Origin of the sequence: Streptomyces sp. NPDC091416, from assembly GCF_044756845.1 — a bacterium.
Classification (GTDB): Bacteria; Actinomycetota; Actinomycetes; order Streptomycetales; family Streptomycetaceae; genus Streptomyces.
In genome coordinates this window covers 123486-149029 of record NZ_JBIVTU010000005.1, presented here as the reverse complement: position 1 = coordinate 149029, position 25544 = coordinate 123486, and the positions used below count along the sequence as shown (strand labels likewise).

The 25544-nt window shown below is 67.7% G+C and carries 14 protein-coding genes; 2 read left to right on the top strand and 12 right to left on the bottom strand.

Translation table 11 applies throughout. The features are described from left to right. Positions 1–37: 37 nt before the first annotated feature. From ACIQMX_RS16900 to ACIQMX_RS16890, 3 genes are all read right to left on the bottom strand, one after another. Positions 38–2038: a glycosyltransferase family 4 protein gene (locus ACIQMX_RS16900; protein WP_402478706.1), complete on the bottom strand. Its 2001-nt coding sequence runs from the start codon at positions 2036–2038 to the stop codon at positions 38–40. Between the two features lie 90 nt (positions 2039–2128). Beyond that, complete coding sequence (locus ACIQMX_RS16895) at positions 2129–5956, bottom strand: bifunctional glycosyltransferase family 2 protein/CDP-glycerol:glycerophosphate glycerophosphotransferase (RefSeq protein ID WP_363073482.1); 3828 nt, start codon at positions 5954–5956, stop codon at positions 2129–2131. A 315-nt stretch (positions 5957–6271) separates the two neighbouring features. Beyond that, positions 6272–7351, bottom strand: a complete 1080-nt coding sequence (locus ACIQMX_RS16890; protein WP_363073484.1) for a hypothetical protein — start codon at positions 7349–7351, stop codon at positions 6272–6274. Between the two features lie 305 nt (positions 7352–7656). Between ACIQMX_RS16890 and ACIQMX_RS16885 the strand changes: the two genes are divergently transcribed. Further along, the gene (locus ACIQMX_RS16885) at positions 7657–8754 is read left to right on the top strand and encodes an LCP family protein (RefSeq protein WP_402478702.1); all 1098 of its coding nucleotides are present in this window, start codon (positions 7657–7659) and stop codon (positions 8752–8754) included. Between the two features lie 58 nt (positions 8755–8812). On the opposite strand, the gene ACIQMX_RS16880 is transcribed toward ACIQMX_RS16885, so the two are convergent. The 9 genes from ACIQMX_RS16880 to ngcE form a co-directional block, all read right to left on the bottom strand. Next, positions 8813–10318 (bottom strand): amino acid permease, encoded by a 1506-nt coding sequence (locus tag ACIQMX_RS16880; RefSeq protein WP_402478700.1) that lies wholly within the window; start codon positions 10316–10318, stop codon positions 8813–8815. Positions 10319–10481: 163 nt separating this feature from the next. Next, the gene (gene dxs / locus ACIQMX_RS16875) at positions 10482–12455 is read right to left on the bottom strand and encodes a 1-deoxy-D-xylulose-5-phosphate synthase (protein WP_402478697.1); all 1974 of its coding nucleotides are present in this window, start codon (positions 12453–12455) and stop codon (positions 10482–10484) included. Between the two features lie 251 nt (positions 12456–12706). After that, positions 12707–14005, bottom strand: coding sequence for a sugar ABC transporter permease (locus ACIQMX_RS16870; protein ID WP_402478695.1), 1299 nt, complete (start codon positions 14003–14005; stop codon positions 12707–12709). After that, entirely contained in the window at positions 14002–14790 is a 789-nt protein-coding gene (locus ACIQMX_RS16865; RefSeq protein ID WP_250967024.1) for an ATP-binding cassette domain-containing protein, read from the bottom strand. Before ACIQMX_RS16865 ends, ACIQMX_RS16870 begins: the two co-directional genes overlap by 4 nt. 230 nt (positions 14791–15020) lie before the next feature. Continuing rightward, positions 15021–16088 carry a sugar ABC transporter substrate-binding protein gene (locus ACIQMX_RS16860; protein ID WP_402478691.1) on the bottom strand — a complete coding sequence of 356 codons (1068 nt, stop codon included), beginning with the start codon at positions 16086–16088 and terminating at the stop codon, positions 15021–15023. A 123-nt stretch (positions 16089–16211) separates the two neighbouring features. Continuing rightward, complete coding sequence (locus tag ACIQMX_RS16855; RefSeq protein WP_363073516.1) at positions 16212–17411, bottom strand: ROK family transcriptional regulator; 1200 nt, start codon at positions 17409–17411, stop codon at positions 16212–16214. A 205-nt stretch (positions 17412–17616) separates the two neighbouring features. Continuing rightward, a complete protein-coding gene (locus tag ACIQMX_RS16850) occupies positions 17617–18534 on the bottom strand; it encodes a carbohydrate ABC transporter permease (protein ID WP_402478687.1) in 918 nt (305 codons plus the stop codon). A 91-nt stretch (positions 18535–18625) separates the two neighbouring features. Next, positions 18626–19549: a sugar ABC transporter permease gene (locus ACIQMX_RS16845; protein ID WP_363073495.1), complete on the bottom strand. Its 924-nt coding sequence runs from the start codon at positions 19547–19549 to the stop codon at positions 18626–18628. A gap of 50 nt (positions 19550–19599) precedes the next feature. Continuing rightward, positions 19600–21045: an N-acetylglucosamine/diacetylchitobiose ABC transporter substrate-binding protein gene (gene ngcE / locus ACIQMX_RS16840; RefSeq protein ID WP_402478684.1), complete on the bottom strand. Its 1446-nt coding sequence runs from the start codon at positions 21043–21045 to the stop codon at positions 19600–19602. A 498-nt stretch (positions 21046–21543) separates the two neighbouring features. Here ngcE and ACIQMX_RS16835 point away from each other — a divergent pair, with 498 nt between their 5' ends. Further along, positions 21544–25389 carry a GH92 family glycosyl hydrolase gene (locus ACIQMX_RS16835; protein ID WP_402478682.1) on the top strand — a complete coding sequence of 1282 codons (3846 nt, stop codon included), beginning with the start codon at positions 21544–21546 and terminating at the stop codon, positions 25387–25389. Positions 25390–25544: the final 155 nt, after the last annotated feature.

Sequence of the window (25544 nt, the reverse complement as noted above, 5' to 3'; positions counted from 1 at the left end):
GGTACGGGACCCGTCCGCCCGTCGTGCGGGCCTGCGCTCACGCATGCTTCACCGAGAAGGACAGGTCGTTGTCGTCGGTGACATAGGCGACGGTCCGGTGCGCGACGCCCTGGTCCGACTGGTCGAGCGACGAGGGGAACCGGTCGGTGTGCTTGCGGCGGATGATGTCGCCGCCGATGCGCCCGGCCCTCGCCTCGGGGCCTCCGGCACCGACCCTGAGCCACAGGTCCCAGATGTCGGTCGCGGCGATGCGGCGCAGCAGGAACTCACGGTGCGGAACGGTGAACGCGACTCCGGCCCCGCCGGTCGGCTGGACCGGAACAGCGAACTCGACGGACCTGTCGCTCCGGTGCCGCAGTACGGCCTGGAGAGCTGTCCCCGCCGGAACGGGCTGCGGCAGCAGCAGACCGACGTGGAAGCCGGTACCGCCCTGGTCGACGACGACCTGGCCTATCTCCGCGTGGGCCGCCCTGAACCACGTACGGATGGCGATGAAGTCGTCCATGGTCCGGTACGGAATCGCGGAGGAGACCCCCTCTCCGTCCAGCCAGGGGGACTGGCCGCTGAGGTGCTGCGTCTCCACGCCCTCGGCCACGACGCGCTCGTCCAGTCCCTCCGGGGTGCGGAGCCGGAAGTCCCAGGTGCCCTCGTGCGGACGCAGCAGGCGCGGATCGATGACGACGTCCGTCCACAGCTGGCCGCGGGCATCCTTGATGAGCCCGCCGGGGATCACCGGAACCGTGCGGACCTCCGGACTGTCGCGGAGTTTGACCGCCACCTCGTAGCCCGCGGCTGCCTCGCCGATGACCTTCAGCCGAAGCCTGAACATCCCGCCGGGTTCGGCCATGAGACGTCCCTGCGCCAGGATCCGGGACGCCGGAACCACTTCGCGGTGCACCCGGCCGTTCCCCAGCCGTGCGAAGAGCTCCTCGTAGCGCTGGGCGATGACCTCGGGCGCGAAACGGTACGAATTCTGCCGGGCTGCCTCGCTCATCCGGTGACGCAGTTGGTCGTCGTTCATGACCGCGAGCAGGGCCTGGGCCACGGAGTCGGGGTCTCCGGGCAGCGCGAGAAAGCCGTCGACCCCGTGCTGGATGATCTCTCGTGGGCCCAGGGGGCAGTCCGTGCTGACCACCGGAAGGCCGGCCTGCATCGCCTCGACGATGGTCATACCGAAGGACTCGTTGTCCGAGGTGACGGCCGCGATGTCGCCCTTGGCCCACTCGGTCTCCATGGGCGCGTGGGCTCCCATCAGGCGTACGTGGTTGTACAGTCCACGCTCCATCACGAGCTCGCGCAGCGCCTGCTCCTCCTTGCCCGAGCCGTAGATGCGCAGACACCAGTCGGGTCGGACGCGGACGACCTGTTCGAAGGCGCGCACCAGTACGTCGTACCGCTTCACCTTCACCAGCCGCCCCGCCGCCACCACGATCCGCTGACCGCTCTGGGCCGGCATGGAGCTGGGCGGGGTCACCGGGTTGGGGATGGACAGGATGCGGGAGGCCGCGTGCGGCAGGACCCGCTGATAGATCTCGGCATCCGCGTGGGACACCGTCACGAACGCGTCCATGTCCGGAATGATCTGGTTCTGTCGCTCGCGCTGCTCGGGAATCTGCGAGTCGTGCGTGAGGTGTTCCTGGCCGATCCTGAGATACGCGCGCTCGCCGAAGTGCGCCAGGTACATCAGCAGCACCGGCCGCGTGGCGATGACGACGTCCGCCAGCGTCTGGTCCAGGTACTGACCGATCCGCTGGTCCGTGAGCGCGTTGTACAGAGGTGAGAACGACGGGCTGCGGGGGCTCACGACGGACGGCTGGCGCGACAGCTGGTGGTCCTTGTCCGCGCTGTTCGCCCGGATGTCGAGGAGCGGAGTCAGCCGGACGCCGGATTCCAGGTTGCCCTGCGGAGTGTCACGGGTGCGGAAGACCGACACGATCTCGACCTCATGACGCTTGGCCAGGGCACCCGCGAGGTTCAGGGTGGCGCTGACGGTGCCTCCGATCCCATAGGCGTCGTGCAGCAGGAAGGCGATCTTCACAGTCGTTCGGTCTCCATGGTCAGGCGGCGGGTGTCGCGTGCGAGGCGGGCTCGATACGGCGTCGGTGTGCCGCGGCCGGCGGCCGTGGCCTCACACGATCACGCCCTCGTAGACGCGGTCGCCGCCGGAGTGCCCCATGCCCTGCTGCATCCCTTGCAGCGCCCTGCCCCGGCCCTGCGCGGAGTACGGGGACTCCTCGCGCCGGGGGGCGGCCGGCCCCTGCGGGAGCATGGCCCTGGTCGTCGCGCCGTGGTGGACGGGCACCGTGCCGACGGCAGGGGCATCGGCCCGGTCCGGTGCCAGGTCCCCGCCGGCGACAAGGATGCGGTCCGCCAGACGCGCCGCGGCGTAACCGTCGTCGAGATCGCAGAACTCACCCTGGAACCAGCGGTAGCGTTCGGCGTAGACGGCCTGGATGCGGTCGATGTCGCGGATCGCCGAGATCAGCTCGGCCGACTCGTACAGCAGCGGACCCGGCGCGCTGCCGGCGAAATCGAAGTAGAACCCACGCAGCGTGTCGCGATAGTGGTCCAGGTCGTAGGTGAAGAACAGGATCGGACGGCCGGTGTTGACGTAGTCGAACATCAGCGACGAGTAGTCCGTGATCATCACATCGGTGATCAGCGACAGGTCGGCCATGTCCGGGTAGTCGGAGACGTCGAAGACGAATCCGTCGCCGGCGCCCGGCACCGGGTCCACCACGTTCGGATGGCGGCGCACCATCAGCACGTGGTCGTCACCGAGGCGGGCACGGGCGTCCTCCAGATCGATCCGGAAGTCGAATTTGTACTTGCCCGGGGCGTAGTACTGGTCGTCCCGCCAGGTCGGTGCGTACATGATGACGCGCTTGCCCGCCGGAAGTCCGATGCGCCTGCGGATCTCGTCGGCGCGGTGTTCCATGCCCGGGCGCCGGAGGATGTCGTTGCGGGGGTAGCCGCACTCGACCATCTCTCCCGGGAACTGGAAGGCGCGCTGGAGGATCGGAGTGGAGAAACTGTTCGGAGAGACGAGCATGTCCCAGTTCTGCACCTCCTTCTCCACTCGTTCCAGGTAGCGCTTGTCCGCAAAGTGCACCGACTCGATGTCGTGGCCGATGCGCTTCAGCGGGGTCCCGTGCCAGGTCTGCACGACTACTTGGTCGGCGCGCTTCTCGAACCAGTCGGGAAGGTGGTTGTTGGCCACGACGTACCGCGACGTGGCCAGGGCCTCGTACCACTCGGGCGACCACATGCGGATGGCGCGAGCCGTGGGAGGTACCTCGACCTGGTCGTCGCGCACCACCCAGAGCTGTTCCAGGTCAACCCGGCGCCGGACCATCTCCTCATGGACGGCCCGGGGACTGTCCGAGTACTGGGTTCCCTTGAAGGCGTCGAAGAGCACCGCCGGGCGGATCCTCTCCTTCCTCGCCTGCGGGTACGCCTTGGTGCGCAGGAGCTTCTGCCGGTACGGGCCCCGGGCGTTCTCCGGCATTGCGGACTGGACGAGCATCGAGAGCCTGTCGTACGCCTCCGCCTGAAGGGCGTATCCGCGGCCGCCCTCCTCCACTTCCTGGGGCATGGTGGCTATCAGACCCTGCACGATCTTGATCATGAGGTCGGGCGAGCGTTCGTCCGGGGCGACGGCGGACGGGTCCTGGCGGCGCAGGAAGAAGTCCCAGCGCCCGGCGGCGAGCGGGATGGCGCCGGCCAGGGACTTCATCGCAGCAGGAGTGACCACCGTTCGGAACTGGCCGCCGTTCCACGTGATCGGCACTGCGCGCTCCTCGCCGTGGGCGCGGGATCTGACCACCATGTGGGCCGAGATGCGTTCGGCGGGGGTGAGCAGATCGGCACAGGAGTACTCACCGATCAGTTCCAGCGAGCCGCCGTCGCGCCAGCAGCCGTCGACAAGCATCGGCAGGGCGGCGCGCTCGAAGAGCACCACGTATCCGGAACCGTTGCGGTGCACCACGATCTCGCGGTCGCCGTCCGCCGTCTGGAGCTTGTCCGGCATCCGGTAGTGGCCGTCCTCGGCCTCCTCGGCCATGACCGGGTACAGCGGCGCCTTCCGTCCCTCGACATGGGCGGTCGTCTTCCAGCCGTTGCTGCCCATCGTCCACGCCTGGGGCACCGCGTTGTCACCGGAACTGCGGGATCCGGGTACGACGTTGCGCAGGGGAATGCGTGTGACGAAGGTGCACCAGCCCTCGCCGCCGGGCTTGAAGTTCATCCAGGCGTCGTGGCGACCCGCACCGTTCATGCTGGTCACCCGGAACTTTCCCCATTCGGGGACCTTGGGTCCGAGGTACACACCGCCGATTTCCAGGTGCTCGCCGACGATGCGGTGCCGGGTGATGCGGCACCTGACGACCTCCACGCGCAGTTTCAGGCCGCCCTGTACGAAGAGAGGCAGGATGCGCGTGTTCTTGTCGACATAGCGGTACGGCGGATTGGCGGCCGTACCGGCGCCACCTCGCCCGATGCTCTTGTACCGGAAGAGTCCACGGCTGAACACGCCGGCGGCGACGTCCCACGTGCCTTCGACCCACTCGCCCTTCTTCTTGAGCCGGGTGGTGTCGAACCGGCTCTCGAAGCCTGCCCAGTCGTAGCAGTAGCGGTTCTGGTTGGAGTGCTCGGTCGCCTGCGGGTAGTACGTCGTCCGGGCCATGTTGATGATCTTGCTGCCGGACTTCTTGTTGCGCAGCGCCAGCGCCTTGGTCGACATGTGGCGCTTGTGCACGTTGATGAAGCGCACGTAGGCGGAGCCCGTCAGCGTCAGCCACTCCGAGTTCCAGTGCGCACCGGTGAGCGAGCTGAAAGGCGACAGTTCCTTGTCGAGGCGGTAGTCGCTCTTGTCCAGGCCCGTCTTCCGGTTGCCCAGGTGGGGGTAGTTCAGGTAGCGGCGCAGCCGTCGGCGTACCGGCAGCGGACCGCCCTTGCGCTCGAACTCGATGACGTCGAGGAGTTCGTCGAGCCTGCCCTCCTGGACGAGGAGCCACTTGACCCGCGCGTCGGCGGGAAGTTCGTCGATGATGCCCTCGTCCGCCTCCTCCAGGAACTCCCTCGCCCAGAACATGAACGCGTCGCGGTACTCGTCGTCCGCGTCGGGGAGAACCTTCAGATGCAGCATCAGGTCGGACTTGAGGCACGCGAGGTCGTACTTGCGCTTGTGCTCGACGAACGTCCGCGAACGGTGCTGGGCAAGGAAGCGGCTCACGGACTGCACGGCCGCCACGCGGTCGCGGAGGTTGCTCAGTTCGGTGTGCCGCTGCGTGATGGAGGGGGCGGCAGCGCCGTCACGCCGACGCCAGAAATAGACGATATCGGTGATGACATCGACCTTCTTGGCCCGGAAGTGGGCAAACATGTTGACCCAGGAGTCCTCGTAGAGAACGCCTTCCGGGAACTGTATGAAGTGGTAGTCCCAGAAAGTTCGCCGGAATACCTTGTTCCACACGGTGCGGTCGTAGATCAGCGCCTCGAAGCGCGTGATGTGCGTCCCCTTGCGGTCCCGCTGCATGGGGCCCTTGTGCAGCGGGGACTGCCACTTCTTCGTGGAGTTCATCATCTGGACGTTCCCGGAGACGAAGTCCGAACCGGACTCCGAGAGCGTGCGGATGAGCAGCTCGTAGGCGTACTCGGGTATGACGTCGTCGCCGTCCGCGAAGACCAGGAACTCACCCTCGGGATGCATGGCGCGGAGTCCGGTGTTCCGGGCGTGCCCCGGCCCCTGGGAGTCCTGGCGGATCAGCTTGAAGCGTGAGTCGTTGTCGCAGAACTCCTGCGCCAGCGCGGTGGATCCGTCGGTCGACCCGTCGTCGACCATGATCACCTCGAAGTCGCTGAAGGTCTGCCGCGCGATGGACTCCAGGCACTCCGTGAGATACGTCTCAACATCCTGAAACGGGACGATCACACTCAGGCGCGGCCCACCGGCCATGCTTCACACTCCACTCCAAGGCAGCAATGAGCGCTTGCGCGTCATTGCTCAAGCCGCCATCCCCTGCGCACCGTCATCGTCGAGCACCGGACAGACAGGCAGACGCCTCGCGGATTCGGGCAGCTCGACTCTGGAACTTTTGCGCCAGATGTGAATCTTAAATGAAGATTAAAGTTTGTCAACGCGACAATATTTGCCCATGCCTGGACGGAAGCACCGCCTCCACCTGGGTGATTCAGGTCACTGGGTGCACAGCACAACCATCGCGCGGCCTCAGCGATCTACACACAATCTCTTCACGACGCACCCGACGGGTCAGAGCGCGCGCCAGAGGTCGAAGCTCAGCCCGGGCCCGTCCGTCTGGCGTGCCACCCGCGGAGCCCCGTCGGTGTCGACCACGGCCATCACCAGTCGGCCCTGGGCGTCGTGGGCAAGAGCCGGTGTGCCCTGGCAGGGCACACCGGTGTCCGACCACCACACGCCGTTGGCCTCGTTCTCGGTCACTCCCACGCCGACGGCCACCGTGCCGTCCTGCCCGCGATGGGCCAGCACCGTGCAGTCGAACCCGTCCAGCATCGTACGGATCGCCGCGTGCGCCCCTTCACCCGGAGCGCCACCGAGGGCCATCGGCCAGCCGTCGGTGCGGTAGGCCACCACACCGCCCGCAGGGTCGGTCCAGTAGTACGTGGCACGGCCCTGGGCCGTCTCCAGCCCGGTGAGCGATCCGGGGACCACGGCCAGACGCGAGGCCTGGAAATCACCCCAGCCGCCGCCCGGCTCCTGCTGCTGCCAGTGCAGCGAGCCCTCGCCCGTGGCCGCGAAGACGGCGACGGGTCCGGAGCTCAGCGCGACCACTGCGGGCTCGGCCTTGATGTGCTTCCCGCGCAGGTCCTCCCAGCCACGCCATTTGCCGTCGGGCCGCTCGCGGCGCATCATCATGCCGCCGCGCCCGTTGCGGACGGCGATGTGCACCTCGCCGGACTGACTGACGACGGCGACAGGGGCGCCCAGCCTGCGCCCCACGTCGGCTTCCTTGTGCGGGGTACCCAGCGAGTGCCACTCCGAGGCCGGCCGGCCGGTCTGGTACTGGATCGCGTGCACGATGTCGACGGCGACCTCGCCGTCGGACGCACGCCGTTCACGACGGCCGGCGAAGTGCACATAGGCGTGGGCGTTCTGCGTGACGGACAGGTGCGTCAGACCCGGGGCCGGCATGACGTCCGGAGCGTCCCAGCCCGGTCCTCCCGGACGGCTCTCCGTCCAGCGGCGGAGACCGCCGTCCCCGGGGACGTACACGGTGAGCCTGCCGTCCTTTGCTCGGGTGAGCCAGATGCCTCGGAGCGCCTTGTTTTCGGACACGACCTTCGAGGTCGCACGGGCATCCTGTCCGAGCATGGTCTGCGATCACCTTTCGAGAACCGACGTTCGAGCAACGCGCGCAGCGTTTCGAAGCTGTCACATCCTAAGCCCCGGTACGGAGGCGTTCTCCGGGCCTCATCCGCGCAGCGATCGCCGCCCCGCACCGGCTCCGCCGCCTGCCCGTTCTGTCACAGTCACGCCACAGGCTCCGTACGTACACCAGAGCGACTGTCTATAGTGCTCACTCACCAGGAAAACGCGGACCGGCATGACCCCCCACCCGAGTCCCACCCCATCACCTGCGCCCTGACCAGGCCATAAGTTGTGAGGACTCACTCAGGATGAGCCAAGACGCCATCACGCCCGGCCACCGGAGCTCCCCGGAGAATCCCCGCCGCGCGCGCAAGCGGGTGCGGACACGGGGCCAGCGCATACGCCGGGCCGTCCTGCTGTCCGTGCTGGTGCTCGCCATCGCGGCCGGCGGAACGGCCTACTGGCTGTACAGCCGGCTCGACGGCAACATCAAGGGCGTCGACATCAACAAGGCGCTGGGCGAGGACCGCCCCGAGAAGCTTCCGACCAGCGGTCAGAACCTCCTGGTCCTCGGCTCGGACTCGCGGGCCGGGGCCGAGAACAAGGAGCTGGGCGGCGGGGGCAGCGTCAGCGGGGCCCGGTCCGACACCGCGATGGTCGTGCACATCCCCGAGGGCCGCAGCAAGGCCGTCGCCATCTCGATCCCCCGCGACACCCTGGTGACCCGGCCCGAGTGCACCAAGGCCGACGGGACCGAGGTGCCTTCCGCGGAGCGCAAGATGTTCAACTCCGTCTACTCCCAGGTCGGTCCCGCCTGCGTCGTCAAGACCGTCGAGAAGATGTCCGGCGTCCGCATCGACCACTACCTGGAGATCAACTTCGCCGGGTTCAAGGGGCTCGTGGACGCCATCGGCGGCGTCACCGTCGACGTCCCCCAGGACATCCACGACTCGTCCTCCGGCCTCGACCTGACCGCCGGGCCCCAGAAGCTCGACGGCACCCAGTCGCTCGCCTACGTACGCACCCGGCACGGCATCGGCGACGGCAGCGACCTCGGCCGCATCGGGCTCCAGCAGCAGTTCCTGTTCGCGCTCCTCAGCGAGGTCAAGAAGCAGGACCTGCTGGGCAGTCCGACCAGCGCCTACAAGATCGCCAACTCCGCGACCAAGTCGCTGACGACGGACGAGGGCCTTGCCTCGCTGACGTCGCTGACCAGCTTCGCCCGTTCGATGAACGGCGTCGACCCGGCCTCGATGGAGACCATCATGCTCCCCGTCGCCTACGACAAGATCGACCCGAACCGGGTGGTGGCCGCGCAGCCGCAGGCCGACACCCTCTGGAAGGCGGTCCGTACGGACTCCGCCATACCGGAGTCCGCCAAGAAGTCTCCCGCCACCGGCGGCTGACACGACGACAGACCGAAGGCCCCGCCGGCCCGCACGGGCCGGCGGGGCCTTCGGCGTCTCACACCCGGGTGCGGTTGATCCGGCTGTGCCCGCGTCCGTACGCGAAGTAGATGATCACGCCGAGGACCATCCAGATGCCGAACCGCAGCCATGTCTCCGCCGGCAGGTTCAGCATCAGCCAGACCGACGCCGCGACCGACAGGATCGGGATGAGCGGCACCCACGGCGTGCGGAAGGCGCGGTGGAGGTCGGGGCGGGTTCGGCGCAGGACGATGACGCCCAGGGCGACGACCACGAAGGCGAAGAGCGTGCCGATGTTCACCAGCGTCGCGAGCTCGTTGATGCTGGTGAAGCCCGCGATGACCGCGATGAGCACGCCGAGCAGGATGGTCGGGCGGTACGGGGTCCGGAAGCGCGGGTGCGTCTTGGAGAAGAACCTCGGGAGCAGGCCGTCACGGCTCATCGCGAAGAACACCCGGGTCTGGCCGAGCAGCAGGATCATGCAGACCGTGGTGAGGCCGACGGCCGCGCCGAAACTGATGACACCGGCGTAGAAGGGGTGCCCGACGGCCTTGAAGGCGTCGGCCAGCGGGGCGCTCACGGAAAGTTCGGTGTAGTGCTGCATTCCGGTGACGACGATCGACACGGCGACGTAGAGCACCGTACAGATCAGGAGCGAGGCCAGGATCCCGCGCGGCATGTCCCGCTGCGGAACCCTGGTCTCCTCGGCGGCCGTGGCCACGACGTCGAAGCCGATGAAGGCGAAGAAGACCACGGACGCGGCGGTGAAGATCCCCATGACGCCGAAGTTCGTGGGCTCGTAGCCGAAGATCAGCTGGACCAGCGGGGCGTCCAGGCCCGATCCGGAGGGCTGGGGCTGCGCGTCCGGGATGAAGGGCGAGTAGTTCGCGGTGTCGATGAAGAACAGGCCCGCGATGATCACGATCAGGACCACGGCCACCTTGACGGCGACGACGACCGTGGTGACCCGGGCCGAGAGCTTCATGCCCAGCACCAGGATCACGGTCAGCACCAGCACCAGCCCGAAGGCGAGGACGTCGAAGCCGAAGCCGTCCGACACATCCGGGCCGGAGAGGACGTCGGGCAGGTGCCAGCCGGCGTTGTCCATCAACGAGCGGACGTAGCCGGACCAGCCGACCGCCACCACCGCCGTGCCCAGCGCGAACTCCAGGACCAGGTCCCAGCCGATGATCCAGGCGACGAGTTCGCCGAGCGAGGCGTAGGAGAAGGTGTAGGCGGAGCCGGCCACCGGGACCGTGGAGGCGAATTCCGCATAGCAGAGCGCGGCCAGGGCGCAGACGACCCCGGCGACCACGAAGGCGAGGGCGGTCGCCGGTCCCGCGGTCTCCTTGGCCACCTTTCCGGTGAGGACGAAGATTCCGGTTCCGATGACGACGCCCACGCCGAACACCGTGAGGTCCACGGCCGAGAGCGACTTCTTGAGCGCGTGCTCCGGCTCCTCGGTGTCGCGGATCGACTGTTCGACCGTCTTGGTCCTGAACAGTCCGTCTCCGCTGGGGGGCAGGTCCTGCTGGGTGCTCACCGGCGTACCTCCACGCACTCGTCGTGTACGCCATGATTCGGACCCGCTGGTCCCCCGGAGGCCCTCAGCACGCCGCGCACGGCCGTATGTCACGCGAATGGGCCGGTCGGACCACCCGTACGGGGTGGGCGACCGGCCCAATCGGAGTGCGGCGGCAGCCGGGTCAGTCCCGGACGGGCTCCACCACGGGGCGGCTCTGCGTGTCCGTCCCGTAGCGGCCGTCGAGCCTGGCGACCAGACCGGTGACCTGGCGGGCGATGTCCGGCGCGGTCAGCCCGATCTCGGCCAGGACCTCCTTGCGGGAGGCGTGGTCGAGGAAGACCGGCGGGATACCGAAGTCGCGCAGCGGTACGTCGACGTCGGCGTCGCGCAGCGCCTGGGCGATCGCGGAGCCGACGCCGCCGGCCCTGCTGTTGTCCTCGACGGTGACGACGACCCGGTGCTTCGCCGCGAGCGGGGCCATGGCCTCGTCCACGGGCTTGACCCAGCGCGGGTCGACGACGGTGGTCGAGATGCCCTGGGCGTCGAGCAGGTCCGCGATCTCCAGGCACATCGGCGCGAGCGCCCCGATGGAGACGAGCAGGACGTCCGGCCGGGCGGCGGCCGGCTCACGGAGCACGTCCATGCCGCCGACCGTGGAGACGGCCTTGACCGACGGGCCGACCGCACCCTTCGAGAACCGGACGACCGTCGGGGCGTCGTCGACCTCGACGGCCTCGCGCAGCTGGGCGCGGACCTGGTCGGCGTCGCGCGGGGCGGCGATCCGGAGCGTCGGCACGCACTGGAGGATCGACATGTCCCACATGCCGTTGTGCGAGGCGCCGTCCGTCCCGGTGACCCCGGCCCGGTCGAGGACGAACGTCACACCGCACTTGTGCAGGGCGACGTCCATCAGGACCTGGTCGAAGGCGCGGTTGAGGAAGGTGGCGTACACCGCGAAGACGGGGTGCAGACCGCCGGTGGCGAGGCCCGCCGCGGAGACCGCGGCGTGCTGCTCGGCGATGCCGACGTCGTAGATCCGGTCCGGGAAGGCCTTCTCGAACTTGGTCAGGCCGACGGGCTGGAGCATGGCCGCCGTGATCGCGACGATGTCCTCGCGCTCCTTGCCGAGCTTGACCATCTCCTCGCCGAACACGGAGGTCCAGTCGAGGCCGGAGGTGGCGACGGGCAGGCCGGTGTCGGGGTGGATCTTGCCGACGGCGTGGAAGCGGTCGGCCTCGTCGAGCAGGGCCGGGGTGTAGCCGCGGCCCTTCTCCGTGAGGCAGTGCACGATGACGGGGCCGCCGAAGCGCTTGGCGCGCTGGAGGGCGGACTCCAGGGCCTCCAGGTCGTGGCCGTCGATCGGGCCGACGTACTTGAGGCCGAGGTCCTCGAACATGCCCTGCGGGGCGATGAAGTCCTTCAGGCCCTTCTTGGCGCCGTGCAGCGTCTCGTACAGCGGCCTGCCGACGACGGGGGTGCGCTCCAGGAGGTCCTTGCCGCGGGCCAGGAAGCGCTCGTAGCCGTCCGTGGTGCGCAGGGTCGCCAGGTGGTTGGCGAGGCCGCCGATCGTCGGGGCGTAGGAGCGCTCGTTGTCGTTGACGACGATGACGAGGGGTCGGTCCTTGGCGGCGGCGATGTTGTTCAGCGCCTCCCAGGCCATGCCGCCGGTGAGGGCGCCGTCGCCGATGACCGCGACGACGTGGTCGTCCTTGCCCCGCACCTCGTTGGCCTTGGCGAGGCCGTCGGCCCAGCCGAGCACGGTGGAGGCGTGCGAGTTCTCGATGACGTCATGCTCGGACTCGGCGCGCGAGGGGTAGCCGGAGAGGCCGCCCTTGCCCTTGAGCTTCGAGAAGTCCTGGCGGCCGGTGAGGAGCTTGTGCACATAGCTCTGGTGGCCGGTGTCGAAGAGGACCTTGTCCTTCGGGGAGTCGAAGACCCGGTGCAGGGCGATGGTCAGCTCGACCACGCCCAGGTTGGGTCCGAGGTGCCCGCCGGTCTTGGAGACTGCGTCGACGAGGAAGGTCCGGATCTCTTCGGCGAGCTGCTCCAGCTGCTCGGGGGTGAGACGGTCCAGGTCACGCGGTCCGCCGATGCGGGCCAGCAGATCCCATCCCTCGCCCGTCACCGCCTGACGCGCTTCGCGCGGCTGTGTCACCGTGCCTCCTTGCGATTGTGCTGGTCGAGCATGCCGATCCGGTGAGTCTAATCTTCCGTCCGCCGCCACGGACATCGGGCGGGAGTGTGCTGCCCCACCTTGTGCCGGTACGCGACCGTGCCCGGCGCCCCGGGGAGGGGCGCCGGGCACGGTCCGGCGTTGCGTGTCACCCGGCCCCGCCGGGCCCGGCGGGGTGAGGGCCTCCCGTTTGGATCATGCCGGGCTCGCGGGCCTGATCCAAGCGACAGACCCTATGCGCGGCCTGCGGTCTTCTGGGTCTTGCGCGAGACCGAGTCGATGATCACGGCGATGAGGAGTACTCCACCGGTGATCATGTACTGGATCGCGTTCGACGACAGGTTCATCTGGTTGAGGCCCTGGACGATCGACTGGATGACCAGGATGCCCAGCAGCGCGGACCAGACCTTGCCGCGTCCGCCGAACAGGGACGTACCGCCGATGACGGCTGCGGCGATGCACATCATGAGCTGGTTGCCGCCACCGAGCGAACGGTCGGCGCCGCCGGTCGCGGAGGCCAGGAAGAGACCGCCGACCGCACCGAGCGTGCCGGAGATCATGAACACCGAGATGCGGATCCAGGACACGTTGATACCGGCACGACGCGCCGCCTCGATGCCACCGCCGACCGCGAAGACCTGACGGCCGTAGGTGGTACGGCGCAGCACGAAGTCGGTGATGACCAGGATCGCGAGGAAGATCACCAGGGAGAGCGGGAGGCCCTGCTCCTGGTTGAACGCGTACGCGGCGAGGAGGCACAGGACGGCGAGCAGCGCGGTGCGCAGGATGATCTCGCTCTGCGGGCGGTGCGGCAGCTCGGCGGCCTTGCGGCGGCGCGCGTCGCGCAGCTGCGCGAGGTAGAAGGCGACGATCACGAAGACGGCGAGACCGTAGGCGGCGGCGACGTCGGCGAAGTAGTAGCTGGTCAGGTCGCGGACGAAGCTGCCGAGCGGGGTGGTGATGGTGGACTTCTCGCCCATCACCCACGTCTGCATGCCGGCCCAGCCCAGGAAGCCCGCCAGGGTCACGACGAACGCGGGCACGCCGATCTTGGCGAAGACGATGCCGTGGAAGGCGCCGATGACCGTGCCGGACAGGATGCCGAGCACGATGGCGAGGGAGTCCGGCATGTCCGTGCCGAGCACGGCCCACACCGCGCCCGCGAGACCCGCGACGGAACCGACCGCGAGGTCGATCTCGCCGAGCAGCAGCACGAAGACGATGCCGACGGCCATGATGCCGGGGCCCGCCGCGTACAGCGTGATCTGGTCGAGGTTGTACGAGGTGAGGAAGTTGCCGGTCTCGGCCTGGAAGACGATCCCGATGATGATCAGGCCCACCACGACGGGCAGCGAACCGATCTCGCCCGAGCGGACCTTGCGCTTGAACTCGGTCCAGTAGCCCTTGAAGCCCTGCTCGCGCACGAGCAGGCGGGGGTCGACGACCTTGACCGCGCCGGCCGCCGCCGCGGGGGCCTCGGTGGCCTCGGCCTGGGCCGGGACCTTGGCCGGAGTCTCGTTGATGTTGCTCACTTGGATGCCTCCGCGCTGCGGGACTTGCGGCGGGTCACGGCGTTGTCCGTGGCGCCCGTGATCGCGGCGATGATTTCCTCGTGGCTGGTCGTCGCCACCGGGAAGATGCCGTTGTTGTGGCCGAGTCGCAGCACGGCGACCTTGTCGGCGACAGCCTTCACATCGGCCATGTTGTGGCTGATGAGGATGACGCCGAGGTTCTGCTCGCGCAGCCGCTCCACCAGGTCGAGGACCTGCGCGGTCTGCTCGACGCCCAGGGCTGCGGTGGGCTCGTCCAGGATCACGATCTTGGGGTTGCCGACCAGGGCACGGGCGATGGCCACGACCTGGCGCTGACCGCCGGAGAGCGCGGCAACCGGGATACGGACGCTGGGGATACGGATGGAGAGCGTGGACAGGAGGTCCTGGGCCCGCTTCTCCATGGCGACCTCGTCGAGGACGCCGCCCTTCTTGATCTCGCGGCCGAGGAAGAGGTTGGCGACGACATCCAGGTTGTCGCAGAGCGCGAGGTCCTGGTAGACGGTGGCGACGCCGAGGTTCTGTGCGTCGTGCGGACGGTTGATGTCCACCTTCTCGCCCTCCCACTCGATGACGCCCTCATCGATGGGGTGCACACCGGCGATCGTCTTGACCAGCGTGGACTTTCCTGCACCGTTGTCGCCGACGAGGGCGACCACTTCTCCGGCGTGGACTTCGAGATCGACACCGGAGAGGACCTGGACCGCTCCGAATCGCTTGAAGACCCCACGCAACGCCAGCACGGGCGTCTGTGACACGTGAACCATCTCCTTCGCCGCCTGACCGGCGGGGATGTACCGCCTGACCGGCGGAGACGCCGCGCCACGAGCGGCGGCGTCTGCGTACTGGAAGTACTGGGGAAGAATGTCCGGCACCCGGCCGGCAGCGGGGTGTGGGCCGGCCGGGGCCGGACAGTCATGGGGCGGGCGGATTCCGCCGTACGGCGCGGATCAAGCCCGCACGCGCCAGGGCCCGTTGGCCCTGGCGCGAGGAGGGACTACTTGATGCCCAGCTCGGTGCACTTGGCGGCGATGTCCTTGACGCAGACATCGGCGGCCTTGTAGATGCCGTCCTTGATCACGGTGGACTCGATGTTGTCCTTGTTCACCACGGTCGGCTCGAGCAGCGTGGAGGGAACGCCGTCCGTCTCGCCCTGGGCGCCGATGTCCTTGCCCTGGAGCAGGTTGACGGCGAACTGGGCGGCTGCCGGGGCGAGCTGCTTCGGCGACTTGTAGATCGTGAAGGTCTGCGTACCGGCGATGATCCGCTGGATGCCCGGGAGCTCGGCGTCCTGGCCACCCACCGGGATGTCCTTGATGCCGGCGTTGTCCAGCGACGTGATGATGCCGCCCGCCATGCCGTCGTTGGCGGAGTAGACGGCGTTGATCTTGCCCTTGCCGACCGAGGAGATCGCGGCGGTCATCTTCTCGCCGGCGATCTTCGGGTCCCACTCGCCGGACGCCTCGTAGGCGATCTTGATCTTGCCGTCGAGGGACGCGTGGGCGCCCTTCTTGAACAGGCCGGCGTTCGGGTCCTTCTCGTCACCGTTGATCATGACGAGGTTGGCGTCGGCCGCCTTGGAACCGAGGGCGTCGAGGACGGCCTGGCCCTGGAGCCTGCCGATCTTCTCGTTGTCGTGGCTGACGTAGGCGTCGGCACCGGCGATGGCGCGGTCGTACGCGACGACCTTGACGCCCTTCTTGTGTGCGTCGGCGACCCACGCGGCGGACTTCTCGGCGTCGACCGAGGAGATCGCGATGACCTTGATGCCGTCGGCGATCTGCTGCTCGAACTGCTGCTTCTGCTGGCCGACGTCACCGGCCGCGTTGTTGTAGACGACCTCGCAGTCCGCGCAGTCCTTCTTGACCGCTTCGATGAACAGCGGCTTGTCCAGCGTCTCGTAGCGAGCGGTCTTGTTCTCCGGGAGCAGCAGACCGATCTTGGTCTTGCTGCCCGAGTCCGCCGAGTCCTTCTTGTCGTCGCCGGCCTTGCCACAGGCGGCGAGGGAGACGGCCATCGAAACGGCGGCCGTGCCTATGACGATGCGTCGCGTCATTGCGTTCATTGCGGGTGTGCCTCCCTGACGAGGCCGCAACGTTGCGGCCGAGGTGGATTGGAGTCAACTCGGCCGCAGGCTTGGCGTCAAGGAGTAAATTCTTAACGAGATGACAACGGTGCCATTCGTTATCTAAGTGAAGGCAGGCGTCGCTGCGGGGAGGGTGCTCTCCAAAAGGGTTGAATCCCCCATCTCGTTCAGGACGAGGGCCAGCGCACCCAGCACCTCCGCCCGGCCGCCGAGGGCGCCGGGGAGCACGGAGAGCTGTCGCGCGGCGCTGGGGATGGCGTAGCGCGACACGGAGTCGCGGATGGGCCCGAGGACCAGTTCACCCGCCTCCGCGAGCGAGCCGCCGAGTACGACCCGGCTCGGGTTGAGCAGATTGCAGAGGTTGGCCACCCCGCTGCCGATGTGCCGTCCCACGTCGCCGATCACCCGGCGGCAGCCCGGATCGCCCTCGCGGGCCAGCTGGACCACCCGCTCCATGGTGAGATCGGCCCCGTGGCTGGGCTGGAGCAGGGGCAGGACGTACCGCGCGGCCGCGAAGGTCTCCAGGCACCCGCGGTTGCCGCAGCGGCAGACGGGGCCCGATTCGTCGAGGGTGATGTGGCCGATCTCGCCGGCCGTGCCGCCGGGTCCCCGGTAGATGTGCCCGTCGATCACCAGGCCGGCGCCGACACCGCTCGCGACCTTGATGTACGCGAGGTCCCGGACCCCCCGGCCGCTCCCCCACACCAGCTCGCCCAGCGCCCCGAGGTTGGCGTCGTTGTCGACGTACACCGGCACGCCCAGGCGGCCGGCGAGCTCCTCGCTGGGGTTGATGCCCGTCCAGCCCGGCAGGATCGACGTGGAGCCCAGCGTGCCGGACTCGACGTCGATCGGGCCGGGAACACCGAGTCCCACCCCGATGACCTTGCCGGGGCTGATCCCGGTGGTCTCGATCAGCCGGTTGACCAGCTGTTCCGCCCGTCCGAAGCCCTCGGCCGACGAGGCGTCCACGTCCAGCGGCTCGGACTCCTCGGCGAGCACCTGGTGGGCCAGGTTGCCGACCGCCACCCGCAGGTGGGTGTGTCCGAAGTCGACGCCGATGACGATGCCCGCGTCCCCGCTGAGCGAGACGCTGCGGGCCCGGCGGCCGCCGGCCGAGGTGGGCGTCACCTCGACGGTGCCGCCCTCCTTCAGTTCACGAACGATATTGGAGACGGTGGCCGCGGAGAGGCCCGTACTCCTGGCGATCTCCGCCTGGGTGAGCGAGCCCGCCATACGTACGGCGCGCACGACCCGCTCAAGGTTGGCGCGATGCAGAGATGTCTGCGACCCCGGAGTCTCCATCGACTCACTCACTCCTGCCATATTCTCCAACATGTGAACCCTAAGCTGACAGTTTTGGGGTGCGCCCCGTCAAGACCTTGAGCAGTCGAAGCCTCGGATGAGCACGGAACCACGCTGCGCGAAATCCCCTTTACACAGACGAACCGCCCGCCGGCATGAATTCCGGTGGGCGGTTCGGTGGTTCGGCGGGGAAGGCGCGCGTCTACTACTTCACCGCTCCCGCGGTCAGACCGGCCACGACCTGGCGCTGGAAGACGATGTAGGCCGCGAGGACCGGGAGCATCGCCATCACCAGACCGGCGAAGAGTCCCGACCAGTCGCCCTTGTAGCCCTGGCTGTTGGCCAGTTCGACCAGGCCCTGGGAGAGCACCCGGTGGTCGGGATCGCTGTTGAGCACCGTCGGCAGCATGTACTGGTTCCACTGACCCAGGAAGTTGAAGATGCCGACACTGATCAGGCCCGGCTTCGCCATCGGCAGCATCACCTGGAAGAACGTCCGGGTGTGCGAGGCCCCGTCGATCATCGCCGCCTCCGCAACGGAGCCCGGAAGCGTCCGGAAGAAGGCGGTGAGGAAGAAGACGGTGAAGGGCAGCGAGTAGGCGATGTAGACCAGGATCAGTCCGTGTGTCGTGTTCAGCAGCCCCATGTTGTTCATCACGAAGAACAGCGGGACCAGCGCCAGGATGATCGGGAAACTCATCCCGCCGATGAACAGGTAGTACACGAAGCGGTTGCCCGGGAAGTCGAACCGGGCCAGCACGTAGGCGGCCATCGAACCGAGCAGCAGCGTGCCGATGAGTGAACCCCCGACCACCACGATGGTGTTCAAGAAGTATTCGCTCATGTGCGCCTGACCCCAGGCGCGTGACCAGTTCTCGAAGTGAAGCTTGTCCGGCAGCGCCCACGGCGTCGACAGGATCGAGTCGTCGGTCTTGAAGGAGGTCATGACCGCCCAGAGCAGCGGCATGACCACCAGGATCGCCCAGATGATCAGCACACCGTGCGAGAAGACGTTGAGGACCTTGCCCTCGCCGCTCTTCTTCTTCTCGTCCCGTGCGGGCGCCTTGGACACGGGGGCCGGTTCCGTCACCGTGACCACGGGAGGGGTTTCAGTGGCCTTCACGTGTGCTCACCTCGTACTGTCGAGCCGGCCGCCGGGACCGGGCTGTCTTGCCTGCTGAAAGTCCGGGCAGCGCGTCCCGGGAAGCACAGCATCAGAACTCCAGCCGCTCGCGCCGGCCCAGACGCATCACGATGGCGGCGAACACCATGGTGACGATGAGCAGACCCACACCGATCGTGGTCGCGTATCCGGCCTGACCGTCGCGGAAGGCCGTCTGGTACACGTACAGCGGCAGCACCGAGGTCGAGTAGTCGGGGCCGCCGGGGCCCACGGTCATGACCTGGACGGCCGTGAACGCCTCGACGCCGAGGGCGAGGATGCCCATGTAGACCCAGCCCGACTGGATGGTGTCCCAGAGCAGCGGCACGGTGATCTTGAAGAACGTCGTGACGCGGCTGGCGCCGTCCAGGAGCGCCGCCTCGTAGAAGTCCTTCGGGATGGAGGCCATGCCGGCGGAGAAGAGGACGACGAAGAATCCGACCGTCGACCAGACCAGAACCACCATGACGCAGATGAGCGCCAGATTCGGGTCACCCAGCCAGTCCGGCTGGACGGAGTCGAGTCCGATCCCCTTGAGCGCCGAATTCAGCATTCCGCTGCGCGGGTTGTACGCGAACTGGAACAGCAGGGCGACGATGACGATCGAGAGCACCTGCGGGAAGAAATAGGCGATCTTGTAGAACCCCGAGCCCCGCACGCCGGAGACCGCGGCGTTCTTGCGCCGGCGGCCTCCGACATTGAGCATGAAGGCGAAGAAGAGCGCGAGGCCCAGCGTCACCAACGGCAGCAGCAGCACGAGCAGCACGCTGTGCTGCAGCGACTTCCAGAAAATGTCGTCCTTGAACATCCTCGTGTAGTTGTCGAGGCCGACCATCTTGAAGTCCGGGCTCAGGCCTGTCCAGTCCGTGAACGAGTAGTAGATGGACTGGATGAACGGCCAGATGACGAAGACCGCGTACAACGCCAGTGGGGCTACCAGGAACCCCACAATGAACCGGTACTTGCCGTGCTGCATCGTTTACCGACCCCGATCTTTCCGCGGGTGCCGCCGCTGGTGACGGTTGCTCACTGGTGCTTGTAGTGCTTGATGGACTGGTCCTTGGCCGCGGCGTCCGCGTAGCCCTGGATCTTCTTGATGGCCTCGGCGGGCGTCAGGCGCCCGGCCATCATCTCGCCGATGCCGGCGGTGCCGATCTGCTCCTTCTGGAGCTTCACGTACCAGTCCTGCATACGCGGGTTCACCACGTTGTCGCCGGCCTTCTTCAGCGCGTCGACGCCGGCCTGCATGGCCGTGGAGAGGGTGAGGCCGTCGGTGCCGCCGTTGAAGGCGCTCAGCGACTTGACCTGCTTGGTGAAGTTCTTCGAGGACTCCTCGGAGAGCATGATGCGCAGCTGCTCCATGCCGCCCTGCGGGTTCTTCGCCTTGGCCGGGACGATGAAGGGCTCGCCGCCGGACGCCCAGATGGTGCCGAAAGGCAGCTTGTCCGACGAGTCGAGGCCGGAGGGGGCCGCGACCATCATCTTGAAGTCCTTGGGCGTGGTCGGGGCCGCCTCGTTCTCCACCCACGAACCGTTCGGGATGAAGAGCGCCTTGCCCTTGGTCCACTCGGTCTGCGACTGGATGTGGGTCAGGCCCGGGGTGCCCTTGAGGATGTAGCCCTTCTGCTGCAGCTCGTAGTACGCCTCGAACGCCGCCTTGACCGCGGGGTCCTTCCAGGCGTTCGGCTCCAGGTTGTCGATCTTGTCGAGAACCTCCCGGCCGCCGATCTTGGCGATGAACGGGTAGAGCGAGAACGGCAGGTAGTACGGGTACTTGCCCGGGTACGTCCAGCCGGCGACGCCCTGCTTCTTCGCCTTCGCGCACAGGGCGAGCATGGCATCCCAGTCCTCGGGATACTCGGCGTCGAGCTTCTCCAGGTTGGTCTGCGAGTACCAGACACCGTAGACGGTGTACGCGTAGTACATGATCCAGACCGGGTCACCGTCGAACTGACCCATCTCCAGGACACCCGGGCGCAGCGTGTCGCGGACCTTCTTGTTCGGGTCGTCGAAGGACGGGGCGTCCATCAGCGCCGTCAGGTCCATCAGCTGCTTCTTGCCGACGAGGACACCCATGTCCATCTGCTCGGCGCCCGAGTTGTCGATCAGGTCCGGCGGGGTGCCGCCGTTGAAGCGCGGCTGGAGCTGCGACTGGATCTTCTGGGTCGCGGAGTGCTTGACCTTGGCCTTCGGGAAGGCCGTCGTGTACTTCTTCTCGGCGTCGATCGCGTACTGCTGACCGAAGCCGCCGTCGAAGATGACCACGTCGAGCGCGGCCGTCTCGTTGACGCCCAGCGGGTTCTTCGCGCTGGTCTTGCCCTTCTCGACCTGGTCGTCGCTGCCGCCGTCGCTGCTCGCGCAGGCCGACAGGAAGCTCATCGTCGGAACGGTGATCAGACCGAGTGCGGCAGACCGCTTGATCAGATCGCGACGGCCAAGGCCCTCATTCTTGTGGGCGGAGGTGGATCCCATGCTCAAGTCCTCGCCTTCTCCAGGACTCAGGCGGTGTGTACCGGTCGCCCGTCGATATTCGCCTCAGGCGAAGGGCCCCGCCACCGCGGTCAGTTGCGCTTGGGTGGTGCAGATTTCAGGCTAGCCATTGCAGTGGGGGGCACGGGGAGACCGAACAGCGGACGCACCCGCGCCGCACTGTTGACCTGCCCCCGTGTCTCCCTGACCGCACAGTTGGAAAGAAGCTGTGCAGACGCCGACAGGTATAGTCCACTTGCCGCCAACTGAGCAAGATCGAATGCAGGTTTGCACGGCAGTCTTTCCCGAGTTGAGACCTCGCGGATACCTCGGCACCACACGGCCTCCTTCGGATGTAACGATTTCCGCATTCCGGTCGATTCGAACACCGACTCTGATCCAACACCCTTGACACCAACCGCCACTTCACTCCCTACTGGTTCCTGCGTTCACCTCTGACAACGTTGTCCAAGCGCACTTCCTCGGGAGGAATGGCTCGGCATGCAGCCCCCACATGGTTCTCGCAAGAGACAAAGCAGTACCGCCGCGCTCATCGCGGCCTCACTCGTCCTGCTCGTGACCGCCCCCACCGCGGCCGCGGCCACCTCGGCCGGTGCGGGCGCAAAGGACCAGAAGCCCGCCGGAGACCGGACCTTCAGCTCGTCTTTCGAGGAAGACGAAAAGCAGCCGGACTGGCGCAATACTGTGGAAGAGGGCCCGGACGGAAAGAAGCGGGCATCAGGTATCGATGGCGGCTTCTCCGCCGGAATACCGGGCAATGTGACCGACAAGGTCACAGACGTCCGCGCCAGTGACGAGAACACCGGCGGCGGTGAGGTGAAGGAAAACCTCGTCGACGGCGAATCCGGTACGAAGTGGCTGTCGTTCGAGCCCACCGCCTGGGCCGAGTTCGACCTCATCGAGCCGGTCAAGGTCGTGACGTACGCGCTGACTTCCGCCGACGACCACGACGAGCGCGACCCGAAGGACTGGACCCTTCAGGGCTCCGAGGACGGCAAGACCTGGACGGACCTGGACACCCGGACCGGCCAGACCTTCAGCGAGCGCTTCCAGACCAAGTCGTACGACTTCACGGCGGACAAGGCCTACCAGCACTTCCGCCTGGACATCACGAAGAACAACGGCGCCCCGGACGCGACCCAGCTCGCCGACGTCCAGTTCTCCGACGGGGACACCTCCGCGCCCGCCCCCGACGACATGCGCAGCCAGATCGACCGCGGCCCGTCCGGCTCCCCCACCGCCAAGGCCGGCGCGGGCTTCACCGGAAAGAAGGCGCTGCGGTACGCGGGCACGCACAAGGCCGACGGCCGGGCGTACTCGTACAACAAGATCTTCGACGTCAACACCGCCGTCACCCGGGACACCGAACTTTCCTACCTGGTGTACCCCCAGATGGGCGAGACGGACCTGTCCTACCCGGCCACGCACGTCGCGGTGGACCTCGCGTTCACGGACGGCACCTACCTCAGCGACCTGCGCGCCACCGACACCAACGGCGGGCTGCTGACCCCCGGGGGCCAGGCCGACGCCAAGCGGCTGTACGTCAACCAGTGGAACAAGGTCGACGCGCGGATCGGCACCGTCGCGGCGGGCAAGACCGTCGACCGGATCCTGGTGGCCTACGACTCCCCCAAGGGCCCGGCGAAGTTCCAGGGCTGGATCGACGACGTCAAGATCGCCCCGAAGGCGCCCGAGAAGCGCAAGGCGCACCTCTCGGACTACGCCTCGACCGTCCGCGGCACCAACTCCAGCGGCGGCTTCTCGCGCGGCAACAACTTCCCCGCCACCGCGGTCCCCAACGGCTTCAACTTCTGGACCCCGGTCACCAACGCCGGATCGACCAGCTGGCTGTACGACTACGCGCGCGGCAACAACGACGACAACCTGCCCACGCTCCAGGCCTTCAGCGCCAGCCATGAGCCGAGCCCCTGGATGGGCGACCGGCAGACCTTCCAGCTGATGCCGTCGGCGGCCTCCGGCACCCCGGACGCCTCGCGCACGGCCCGCGCGCTGCCGTTCAAGCACGAGAACGAGACGGCGAGGCCCCACTACTACGGGGTGACGTTCGAGAACGGTCTCAAGGCCGAGATGACGCCGACCGACCACGCGGCGCGGATGCGGTTCACCTACCCCGGTGACGACGCGAGCATGGTCTTCGACAACGTCTCCAACGACGGCGGTCTGACCCTGGACCCGGGAACGAGCTCCTTCACGGGCTTCTCCGACGTGAAGAGCGGCGGCTCGACCGGAGCCACCCGGCTCTTCGTGTACGGCGTCTTCGACGCCCCCGTCACCGGCAGCGGCAAGCTCTCCGGCGGCGGCGGTGACGATGTCACGGGCTACCTGCGCTTCGACGCGGGCAAGGACCGCACGGTCAACCTGCGCCTGGCCACCTCACTGATCAGCATCGACCAGGCCAAGCAGAACCTCGCCGCCGAGATCCCCGCCTCGCGCTCCTTCGACCGGGTCGAGGACAAGGCGCAGGACGCCTGGGACGACCTGCTGGGCAAGGTCGAGGTCGAGGGCGCGACCGCCGACCAGCTGACCACGCTGTACTCCAGCATGTACCGGCTGTACCTCTACCCGAACTCGGGCTTCGAGAAGGTCGGGAAGAAGGACCAGTACGCCTCCCCGTTCTCCCCGCAGGTCGGCTCGGACACCCCGACGCACACCGGCGCGAAGATCGTCGACGGCAAGGTGTACGTCAACAACGGCTTCTGGGACACCTACCGGACGACGTGGCCGGCGTACTCCTTCCTCACGCCGAAGAAGGCCGGCGAGATGGTCGACGGCTTCGTCCAGCAGTACAAGGACGGCGGCTGGATATCCCGCTGGTCCTCGCCGGGCTACTCGGACCTGATGACGGGCACCTCCTCGGACGTCGCTTTCGCGGACGCGTACGTCAAGGGCGTGAAGTTCGACGCGGAGGCGGCTTACGACGCCGCGCTGAAGAACGCCACGGTCGTCCCGCCGTCCTCGGGCGTCGGCCGCAAGGGCATGGAGACGTCCCCGTTCGTCGGCTACGCCAACACCGCCACCCACGAGGGCATGTCCTGGTCGATGGAGGGCTACGTCAACGACTACGGCATCGCCCAGATGGGCCAGGCGCTCTACAAGAAGACGCACAAGCAGCGCTACAAGGACGAGTCCGAGTACTTCATGAACCGGGCCCGCAGCTACGTCGAGCTGTTCGACGGCAAGGCCGGCTTCTTCCAGGGCAAGGACGCCAAGGGCGACTGGCGGCTCCCGTCCGACCAGTACGACCCGCGCGTCTGGGGCTACGACTACACGGAGACCAACGGCTGGGGCTACGCCTTCACCGCTCCGCAGGACAGCAAGGGCCTCGCCAACCTGTACGGCGGCCGGGACGGTCTGGCCAAGAAGCTGGACACGTACTTCTCCACCCCCGAGACGGCGGGCCCGGAGTTCGTCGGCTCGTACGGCGGCGTCATCCACGAGATGACGGAGGCCCGTGACGTGCGGATGGGCCAGTACGGTCACAGCAACCAGGTCGCGCACCACGTCACGTACATGTACGACGCGGCCTCGCAGCCGTACAAGACGCAGGAGAAGGTCCGCGAGGTCCTGAGCCGCCTGTACACGGGCAGCGAGATCGGCCAGGGCTACCACGGCGACGAGGACAACGGCGAGCAGTCGGCCTGGTTCCTCTTCTCCTCCCTCGGCTTCTACCCGCTGGTCATGGGCAGCGGCGAGTACGCGATCGGCTCGCCGCTCTTCACCAAGACCACCGTGCACCTGGAGAACGGCCACGACCTGGTCGTCAAGGCGCCGAAGAACAGCGCGAAGAACATCTACGTGCAGGGCCTGAAGGTCAACGGCAAGAAGTGGACCTCCACCTCGCTGCCGCACGACCTGCTGGCCAAGGGCGGCGTGCTGGAGTTCGACATGGGCTCGAAGCCGTCGGCCTGGGGCACCGGCAAGGACGCCGCCCCGGTCTCGATCACCAAGGACGACAAGGTGCCGACGCCGAGGAAGGACGTCCTGAAGGGCGAGGGCGCGCTGTTCGACAACACCTCGGCCACGACGGCCGCCGTCTCCACGGTGGAGCTGCCGGTCCCGTCGGCGACGGACGCGGTCCAGTACACGCTGACGTCGGGCGAGGCCGCCAAGGCGCCGAGCGGCTGGGTGCTGCAGGGCTCCTCGGACGGCACGACGTGGAAGGACCTCGACAAGAAGTCCGGCCAGTCGTTCGCCTGGGACAAGCAGACGAGGGCCTTCACGGTGACCGCGCACGGTTCGTACGCGCACTACCGGCTGGTGCTCGGCGGTGAGTCGACGCTCGCGGAGGTCGAGCTGATCTCCTGACCTGACGGTCCGTACGTCCGGTCCCGTCGGGGGCGGGGCGCCCGCCCCCCCGGGCGGGGCGCCCCCCCCCCGGGGGGGGCGGGGGGGGCGGGGGGGGGGCGGGGGGCTGGCGGGGGGGCGGGGGCGGCCCGGCCCCAAAATGTGTAAACCCACTT